This window comes from Reyranella soli (assembly GCF_007992495.1).
Classification (GTDB): Bacteria; Pseudomonadota; Alphaproteobacteria; order Reyranellales; family Reyranellaceae; genus Reyranella; species Reyranella soli.
In genome coordinates this window covers 1-652 of record NZ_BKAJ01000400.1, presented here as the reverse complement: position 1 = coordinate 652, position 652 = coordinate 1, and the positions used below count along the sequence as shown (strand labels likewise).

General features: G+C 62.4%; 1 protein-coding gene. It reads left to right on the top strand.

The features are described 5' to 3' along the window. Nucleotides 1–252: 252 nt before the first annotated feature. The coding region (locus RSO01_RS46980; protein WP_147157510.1) for a DUF6675 family protein at nt 253–652 on the top strand (400 nt) is incomplete at its 3' end.

The window sequence follows — 652 nt, the reverse complement described above, 5'->3', positions numbered from 1 at the left end:
CGCAAAAGCAGGACCAGTACCTCCCTGCGCGGAAGCTCCCACGCCGTCTTTCGGCGAAGTCAATGGGCCACCGCAATGGCGAACTTGGTCTGCGGACGAGCTGAGGGCGGAGGGCTGGCAACCGGCGGCTTGCCTGGGGTGGGTGGGCGACACGCGGCTCGTCGCGGCTGTCGCCAGCCGCTTTCGCTCGGGCAGCGATGTGTTCCAGCGCCTGCTTGATATTGCTGCTTGGCCCCGCTCCACTACTGGTCCGTGAGCAAGCAAGGCTGGCAACCGCTCGCAGTGTCGGTTTCCGCCTTGACCACAGCGGGTGCGCAGAGTCTCCCTGTGGGCTCCATTCTCTCTGCCGACCAGATCTATCAGTTCACGGAGCGGGACGAGAACGGCGGGGATAGTGTCTATCGCCTGCGCATTCTCAGGCACGATCAGGAGCATCTGGTCGTCACTACAGAGAATGTCACCCCGATCAAGATCGCAATTATCACCGCCTTCGAGCCGGGCTCGCTGCAGACGGCAACTTTTGTCCGAGGGATAGCGACTGATCAATGGAGCACTTATCAGGTCACACGCGTCGGTGCCGGGGCGAGTTCGCTGGTTCTCGGCCACAAGGGCTCCTTCATCAACAGGCTGGAAGCCGTGCGCCGCTATCTCA